Source organism: Pseudomonas sp. BMW13, assembly GCF_013357275.1.
GTDB classification, from domain to species: Bacteria; Pseudomonadota; Gammaproteobacteria; order Pseudomonadales; family Pseudomonadaceae; genus Aquipseudomonas; species Aquipseudomonas khazarica.
The window spans coordinates 1-7880 of the sequence record NZ_SUKD01000054.1; the positions used below are offsets into that span (position 1 = coordinate 1).

The 7880-nt window shown below is 67.0% G+C and carries 6 protein-coding genes; 5 read left to right on the forward strand and 1 reads right to left on the reverse strand.

Annotated elements, in window-relative coordinates:
• Window positions 1-321 precede the first annotated feature (321 nt).
• Complete coding sequence (locus tag E4487_RS24120; RefSeq protein ID WP_175254557.1) at window positions 322-1782, reverse strand: sigma-54-dependent Fis family transcriptional regulator; 1461 nt, start codon at window positions 1780-1782, stop codon at window positions 322-324.
• Window positions 1783-2079: 297 nt separating this feature from the next.
• Here E4487_RS24120 and E4487_RS24125 point away from each other — a divergent pair, with 297 nt between their 5' ends.
• The 5 genes from E4487_RS24125 to E4487_RS24145 form a co-directional block, all read left to right on the forward strand.
• Window positions 2080-3081 (forward strand): DctP family TRAP transporter solute-binding subunit, encoded by a 1002-nt coding sequence (locus tag E4487_RS24125; protein WP_175254558.1) that lies wholly within the window; start codon window positions 2080-2082, stop codon window positions 3079-3081.
• A 158-nt stretch (window positions 3082-3239) separates the two neighbouring features.
• The gene (locus E4487_RS24130) at window positions 3240-3716 is read left to right on the forward strand and encodes a TRAP transporter small permease (RefSeq protein WP_037056038.1); all 477 of its coding nucleotides are present in this window, start codon (window positions 3240-3242) and stop codon (window positions 3714-3716) included.
• A complete protein-coding gene (locus tag E4487_RS24135; RefSeq protein WP_175254559.1) occupies window positions 3706-5001 on the forward strand; it encodes a TRAP transporter large permease in 1296 nt (431 codons plus the stop codon). Before E4487_RS24130 ends, E4487_RS24135 begins: the two co-directional genes overlap by 11 nt.
• Before the next feature lie 83 nt (window positions 5002-5084).
• Complete coding sequence (locus E4487_RS24140) at window positions 5085-6185, forward strand: GGDEF domain-containing protein (protein WP_175254560.1); 1101 nt, start codon at window positions 5085-5087, stop codon at window positions 6183-6185.
• 201 nt (window positions 6186-6386) lie between these two features.
• The coding region (locus E4487_RS24145) for a hybrid sensor histidine kinase/response regulator (protein WP_175254561.1) at window positions 6387-7880 on the forward strand (1494 nt) is incomplete at its 3' end.

A 7880-nucleotide genomic window follows, 5' to 3' on the forward strand; every position in this document is an offset into this window, starting at 1 on the left:
GCGAGAGAGCATCGCGGCTGAAGCCGCTCCCACGGTGACTGTGTACGACGAATGCGTAGAGCGGGTGCAACCCGCCAACGGCCGGTTCTCTGAAGGTCCAGCACCGTAGTCCGGATGCAATCCGGGGCTGCCGTGGTGCCTGCTCCCCGGATTTCATCCGGGCTACGCACCTGCGGTTGGCAACGATCTCTGTAGGAGCGGCTTCAGCCGCGAAGGGCTGTGAAAGAGCATCGCGGCTGAAGCCGCTCCTACGGTGACTGTGTATGGCGAATGCGTAGGGCGACTGCAACCCGCCAGTGACCGCTCCCACAACTGGCCCGCTCAGCCCCTGCGTCCGAGGCCATGCTGCGCCAGCTTGGCGTAGAACCCGGCGCGGGATATTCCCAGGCGTTCGGCGGCCTGCTGGCGATTGCCGTCGGCGGCCGTGAGTGCCGCCTGCAGTGCCTGGCGTTCGACCTGCGCCAGCTGTTCGGCCAGCGTCCTCGCCGGGCTCGCCATCACCGGCGCAACGGGCACCGGCTCGCCCGGCGCTACCGGGTCCACCAGCAGGCCACGCAGGGTTTCACCATCCAGGCGGCCATCCAGCGCCAGTTGCGCCCGCTCCAGCAGATTGCGCAGCTCTCGCACGTTGCCGCGCCAGGGCTGGGCGCAGAGCAGCGCCAGTGCGTCGTCCGTCAGTTCCAGCGGCGCCAGGCCGGAACGGTTGGCCAGGTCGTCGAGCAGGTGCTCGATCAGCGCGGGGATGTCACTGGCCCGTTCGCGCAGCGGTGGCACGCGCAGGGCCAGCACGTTGAGGCGGTAGTAGAGATCGTCGCGGAACTGCCCGGCGGCGACCTTGGCCTCCAGGTCGATATGGGTGGCGGCGATCACCCGCACGTTCAGCGGTTTGACCTGGTTGGAGCCGAGCGGCTCGACCTCCTGTTCCTGCAGCACACGCAGCAGCTTGGCCTGCAACGGCAGCGGCAGGTCGCCGATCTCGTCGAGGAACAGCGTGCCGCCGTTGGCCACCTCGAACTTGCCGATGCGCCCCTTGCGCTCGGCGCCGGTGAAGGCGCCCGGCGCGGTGCCGAACAGCTCGGCCTCGACCAGGGTTTCCGGAATCGCGGCGACGTTGACCGCGACGAAGGGGCCGTTGGCCCGTGGCGACAGGTTGTGGATGCCCTGGGCCAGCAGCTCCTTGCCGGTGCCGGTCTCGCCGCGGATCAGCACCGTGGCGTCCAGTTGCGCGGCACGCCGGGCCTGGCGCTTGACCTCGCTGGCCGCGGCGCTGGCGCCGATGAACCCGGCGATGGTGTAGCGCGCCCGACGGGCCTTGGCCAGTTCGTGCTGGGTGGCGAGCAACTGGCTCTGCAGGTTGTTGTACTTGGCCATCAGCGGCTTGAGATGGCGGGCGCGGTCGAACAGGACGAAGCCCAGCGCACCGACCAGGGTGCCGTCCTCGTCGCGCAGCGGGATGCGGGTGACCACGAAGTGTTCGCTGCCGAAGGCCATCAGGTCGAGCATGCTCGGCTGGCCGCTCTCGACCACCTCGCGCAGGCGGCTGGCCGGCAGCACTTCCTCGATCTCCTTGCCCAGTGCGGTACGCGGATCGGCGATGCCGACCTTCTGCGCGTACTTGTCGTTGATCCAGACGATGCGCGCCTGGCGATTGACCGCGATGGTGCCCTCGCACTGGGCGTTCAGGTGGTCGAACAGCAGCGGCATAGCCACCGCGCGAAAACGCTCGGGCGACACACCGATGATCAGGCCGTGCTGGTCGAGGTCGTCGCGAGAGATGGCCATGGGCGAATATCCGAAGTCACAAGCCGCTGATTATGGTTGGCGGCGCTGCCAGCGGGCAACGTCGACGGACATCGGACAATGGCATTCGGCGCGCGCTTCTGGAATAGTTAGGCGGCTATGCGTAACCCGCTGGCACCTGCCGATCGCCCACAAGGCCTGCCCGGCAGTCGTGACACCTGCCGTGTCCCTCTCGCGTGCCAACCTGGCGCGCCAGGCGAGCCACCCGTTCGCCGCTGGATCCGCACCCTTGCCCGGTGCCACAACGACAACGACCAAGATCCATACAAGGACGCCCCGATGAAACTCAAGCGACTCTTTTCCGCGCTCGCCGCCGGCGCTGCGCTGACTGCCCTGTGCGCCACCGCGCAGGCACGCGAATACTCCGTGTCCACGGTCCTGTCGGATGCCTTCCCCTGGGGCCAGGCCGCACAGAAGTGGGCCGACCTGGTCAACGAACGCTCCGAAGGGCGCATCACCCTGCGCGTGTACCCCAATGCGCAACTGGTGGCTGGCGACCAGACCAAGGAGTTCTCCGCCATGCGCTCCGGCCTGATCGACATGGCCGTGGGTTCGACCATCAACTGGTCGCCGCAGGTCCCGGAACTCAACCTGTTCTCCCTGCCGTTCCTGATGCAGAACGACGCCGACCTCGACGCCATCACCCAGGGTGAAGGCGGCAAGCTGGCGTTCGCCGCCATCGAGCAGCGCGGCATCGTGCCGCTGGCCTGGGGCGAGAACGGCTTCCGTCAGCTGTCGAACTCGGCCAAGCCGGTACGCAGCCCGGCCGATCTGGCGGGTCTGAAGATCCGTGTGGTCGGCTCGCCGCTGTTCCAGGACACCTTCACCGCCCTCGGCGCCAACCCCACGCAGATGAGCTGGGCCGACGCCAAGCCGGCGCTGACCACCGGTGCGGTGGACGGCCAGGAAAACCCGTTGTCGGTGTTCGACGTGGCGCGGATCGACCAGGTCGGCCAGAAGTACCTGACCCTGTGGAACTACATGGCCGACCCGCTGATCTTCGCGGTCAACCAGCGCGTCTGGAAAGCCATGCCGGAAGCTGACCGCGAGCTGCTCAGCCAGGCCGCGCGCGATGCCGGCAAGTGGGAGATCGAGCTGTCGCGCAATGCCCAGGCCCAGCGTCTGGCAGACATCCGCGAGCGTGGCGTGGAGGTGATCGAACTGAGCGAGGCCGAGCGTGCCGCGTTCGTCGAGGCCACTGCCAGCGTGCAAGAGAAATGGGCACCGCGTATCGGCGATGCGCTGATGGACGCCGCGCGCAAAGCCGTGGCCCAGCCCTGATCCGTTTCATCTGACCGCAAGCCCAAGGGCTTTGCGGCGTGCTGCAGCAGGTCTGTCGCGCGACACCGATCCGCTCCCCTCTCTCGTTCATGGGAGAGGGGCTGGGGAGAGAGCCGCTCTTCTGCTGAAGCACGCCAAGCCGGTCATTCGAGGTTCTTATGAGCAAGCAAGTCGACGCGCCACTGGAGCGCGCGCTCGCCACCCTGGCCCTGGTGATCATCAGTCTGATCAGCCTGGCCAACGTCGTGGTGCGTTATTTCACCGATGCTTCTTTCGCGTTCACCGAGGAAATCTCGGTGTTCCTGCTGGTGGTGCTGACCTTCGCCGGTGCCAGCGTGGCCATGCGCAGCAACCGGCACATCCGTATCGGCCTGCTCGAGCGCCTGTTCCCGCGCCTGCGCACGCCGCTGATCCTGCTGCAGTGGCTGGCCGGCGTGCTGGTACTGGGGCTGGTGTGCTGGTTCGGTGGCCAGTTCGCCTGGGAGGAATACCAGTGGGAGTCGCAGTCGCCGGGGCTCGGCCTGCCCAACTGGTGGTACGTGGTGTGGCTGCCGATCCTGGCGCTGCTGGTGTTCGTGCGCCTGAGCCAGATGACCCTGGATCGTCTGCGCGGGAGGATCAGCGATGAGCCCTGATCTCTGGTTGATCCTCAGCTTCGTCGTGCTGCTGGCGCTCGGTGTGCCGGTGGCCTTTGCCCTGGGGCTGTCCGGCGCCATCGGCATCATCGCCTGCCTGTCGCCGGACATGCTCGCCACCCTGGGTACCAACACCTACAACGGCGTGGCCAAGTACCCGCTGATCGCCATTCCGCTGTTCATCCTCACCGGCCTGGTGTTCGAGAAGGCCGGCGTGGCCTTGCGCCTGGTGCGCTTCGCCCAGGCGCTGATCGGCCCGCGTCATGGCGGCCTGGCGCTGGTGGCGGTGCTGGTGTGCCTGATCATGGGCGGCATGAGCGGCTCCGGTCCGGCGGATGCCGCTGCGGTGGCCATGGTGATGCTGCCGAGCATGACCCGGGCAGGCTATCCCAAGCCGTTCTCGGCCACCCTGATCGCCGCCTCGGCGTCCACGGCGATCCTGATCCCGCCGTCGATCGCGCTGATCCTCTACTCCATCGTGGTGCCCGGCGTGGACCTGCGCGCGCTGTTCGCCGCCGGCCTGTTCCCCGGCATCATCGCCGGCCTGGTGCTGCTGCTGCCGGCCTGGCTGCTGTCGCGTCGCTACGGCTGGGAGTCCCCGGAGCAGGGCGAGCGCCCGGCACTGGGGGAAAGCTTCAAGCAGGCGCTGCCGGCGCTGTTCGCTCCGGTGCTGATCCTCGGTGGGCTGCGCAGCGGCCTGTTCACCCCGACCGAGGCGGCGGTGGCCGGTGTCACCTACGGCGTGCTGGTCGGCCTGTTCCTCACCCGCGAGCTGGACTGGCGCGGCCTCTGGCGCCTGTGTGGCGAGGCGGCGGTGATCTCGGGGGTGGTCATGCTGATCATCGCCCTGGCCGGCATCTTCGCCTGGGCCGGCACCATGCTCGGCACCTTCCGCCACCTGGCCGAGTGGCTGATCTCGCTGTCGGACAACGGCTGGGTGTTGCTGGCACTGGTGATGCTCGCCGTGCTGCTGGCGGGCATGCTGCTCGATGCGATTTCCATCTACCTGATCCTGATGCCGATCCTCATCCCGGTGATGCAGCACTTCGGCTGGAATCCGGTGTGGTTCGGCATCCTGCTGGCAATGAACATCGCCATCGGCCAGTTCACCCCTCCGGTGGCGATCAACCTGATGGTCACGGCCGAGGTCGCCAAGATCCGACTCGAGCAGACCGTGGGCTGGGCCGCGTTGTTCGTGGTGGTGATGTCCAGTGCGCTGCTGCTGGTGGCGATCTTCCCGGAAATCGCCCTGTGGTTGCCGCGAGTGCTGGGCTACGCGGTGTAAAAGGCGCGACAGCGTCTATAGTTGGCAGATGGTGCGCAGCGGGGGGCTGCGCACCACTGAGGGCGGTACCGCTGGGCAAGAACATGGGCGATGGTGACTATAACGAGCACAGGGATGTAGGCACGGAGCACTGCGAAGGGCTGCGTGAGTCGGGCAAGCGTGCGCTGATGCGTACCATCCTGCTGGCAACGGGGCTGACCCTGGGTGGCTTTTCCGTGCTGCAGGCGTTGGCCGGCAACTACCCGTTCGCCATCCTCGAAGTGCTGTGCACCGCGCTGCTGCTGTTCGGCGCCAGCCGCATCGGGCGGGCGCGCCACCTCAACCTGTGGATCTACCTGTACCTGGTCCCGACCTTCTGTTTCATCCTCTACATCATCGTCATGCCGGATGCCTCAGCGGCGGCGTTCGTCTGGCTGTACATGATTCCGCTGTTGGCCTACCTGCTGCTGGGCAAGCAGCGTGCCTTCCTGCTGACCGCGCCGTTCATGCTCGCCGGCCTGTTGCTGTACTTCGCCGACAACCGCCTGAACCTGGATACCCGTGGCCTGATCGACCTGGGCAATGCGGCCCTGTGCGGTGTCCTCATCCTGGTCTTTGTGCATATCTACGATGGCTTGCGCATGCAGGCCCATCTGGAGCTGGAGCGCCTGGCGCAGACCGATTCGCTGACCGGCGTGGCCAGCCGTGGCAGCTTCCAGCATGCCTTGCAGCGCAGCATCCAGGAGGTCGAGCGCAGCAACGGGCATCTGGTGCTGGCGCTGCTCGACGTCGACCACTTCAAGCAGGTCAACGACCAGTGGGGGCACGAGGCGGGGGACATGGCCCTGCAGCACATCTGCCAGATACTCCAGCACCGCCTGCGCGTGACGGATTTCCTCGGGCGCCTGGGCGGCGAGGAGTTCGGCCTGTTGTTGCGGCACACCGACAGTGCGGGTGCCGAGCCGCTGGTGGAGCTGCTCCGCGAGCAGGTCGCCGAGCAGCCGCTGGAGTACGACGGCCAACTGATCGCGCTGTCGGCCACCTTCGGCCTGGCCGCCTGGCCAGCGGATGGACGCAGCGCCGCCGAGCTCTACCGCAGCGCCGACCGCCGCCTGTACCGGGGCAAGCAGCGCGGGCGCAATCAACTGGTCAGCGCGGACGTTCCCGGGGAACTGCTGCTGGACAAGTTCGACGTGCGCCTGTGAGCGAGCGCATCGCCAGTACACGTGCATTACCCCGCTCCAGTTTTCCCAGCAGTGTCCGTGACTCCAGGCAGGGGCAGGCCGGCACTAGTGCAGTTGTACTAGTGCCCGGGTGTTTGCCTGCCAGCGCCTTGCACCGCCCGATGGCTACGGCCTAAGGTGCCGGAACAACGACAAGCGCTGCAATCAGCAGGGAGTGCCAGCATGCCCAGGACGGTTTCCTACGACACCGAGCGCGCCCAGGCCGGGGTGCGCCTGATCTTCGTGGTGGTTGCCTCCTGCTACTTCGTGGGGCTGTACCGGTTCGGGCTGATCGAGCCGCAGCTGGTCTGGAAGGTCTTTGCCTTCATCGCCTTCTTCTGGAGCGTGTCGATGCTCCTCTGGCTCGACATCGGTCGGCGTCCTGGCCACTACCGAGTCCGCCGGCTGATCACCATGCTCACCGACTACGGCGGTATCACGCTGGTCATGGCCGCTGGCGAAGAAGCCATGCTGCCGCTCTATGCGACGCTGATCTGGAGCACCATCGGCTACGGCCTGCGCTATGGCTCCGGCTACCTGCTGCTGGCCACCTTCATGGCGTTGCTGTCGTTGCTGGGGATCGCGTTGCTGACCGGCTACTGGCATTCGCAACCTTATCTGCTGATCACCTTGCTGCTCACCACGATCATGGTCCCCGGCTACATGCACGCCCTGCTCAAACGCTCACGCGAGGCTGCCGAGGCCGAGCAGGCGGCGAACCGGGCCAAGTCGCAGTTCCTCGCGCAGGCCAGCCATGACCTGCGGCAGCCCATCCACTCCATCAGCCTGTTCACCGCCTGCCTGCGCGACAGCGACCTGGGCGCCGAGCAGCGGCGCCTGGTGGAGAACATCGACAAGTCACTGCACAGCGTCGCGCGCCTGTTCCGCTCGATTCTCGACATGTACTCGCTGGACAGCGGCAAGGTAGTGCCGCGAATGGAGACGCTGGAGCTGCGTCCTCTGCTGCAGCAGCTCATCCAGCAGAATGCCGAGGCGACGCGCTGGGCCGGGGTCGAGATTCGTCTGCATTGCCCACCGCTGCATGTGCGCGCTGACCCGGCGCTGCTCACCACCATGCTGCAGAATCTGCTGTCCAACGCGCTGAAATACGCGCCGGGCAAGCCGGTGCTGATCGCCTGCCGGCGTCGCGGCCAGGGCCTCGCCATCGAGGTCTACGACCGGGGCCGGGGCATCGCCGTCGGCCATCTCGACAGCATCTTCAACGAGTTCTATCGCGTGCGTCAGGAGCGTGACCGCGACGTCGACGGCATGGGCCTGGGCCTCGCCATCGTCAGGCGCCTGGGCACGCTGATGGACCTGCGGGTGAGCATGCGCTCCGTCGAGGGCCGAGGCACGCGGGCGATGATCGACGGCTTGCAGCGGGTCGAGGCACCGAGCGCGAGCCGCCCGACCCACGCGGGCAGCGCCCAGGCGCCGAGGATGCTCGATGGCTTGCGCGTGTGCCTGATCGAGGACGATCAGAACGTGCTGCTGGCGACCGCGACCCTGCTGCGCAAGTGGGGTTGCGAGGTGGCGACCTTCGATGCACTGCCCGATGCGTCGATGCATTTCGACCTGGTGGTGACCGACTTCGACCTCGGCACCGAAGTCTCCGGCGCCGACTGCATTCGTCACCTGCGCCGGCACAGCGGACGTGAAGTGCCGGCGATCATCATG

Coding starts and splice junctions, on each gene's coding strand:
- E4487_RS24120 (WP_175254557.1), bottom strand. CDS start 1,782: ATGGCCATCTCTCGCGACGACCTCGACCAGCACGGCCTGATCATCGGT.
- E4487_RS24130 (WP_037056038.1), top strand. CDS start 3,240: ATGAGCAAGCAAGTCGACGCGCCACTGGAGCGCGCGCTCGCCACCCTG.
- E4487_RS24125 (WP_175254558.1), top strand. CDS start 2,080: ATGAAACTCAAGCGACTCTTTTCCGCGCTCGCCGCCGGCGCTGCGCTG.
- E4487_RS24135 (WP_175254559.1), top strand. CDS start 3,706: ATGAGCCCTGATCTCTGGTTGATCCTCAGCTTCGTCGTGCTGCTGGCG.
- E4487_RS24140 (WP_175254560.1), top strand. CDS start 5,085: ATGGGCGATGGTGACTATAACGAGCACAGGGATGTAGGCACGGAGCAC.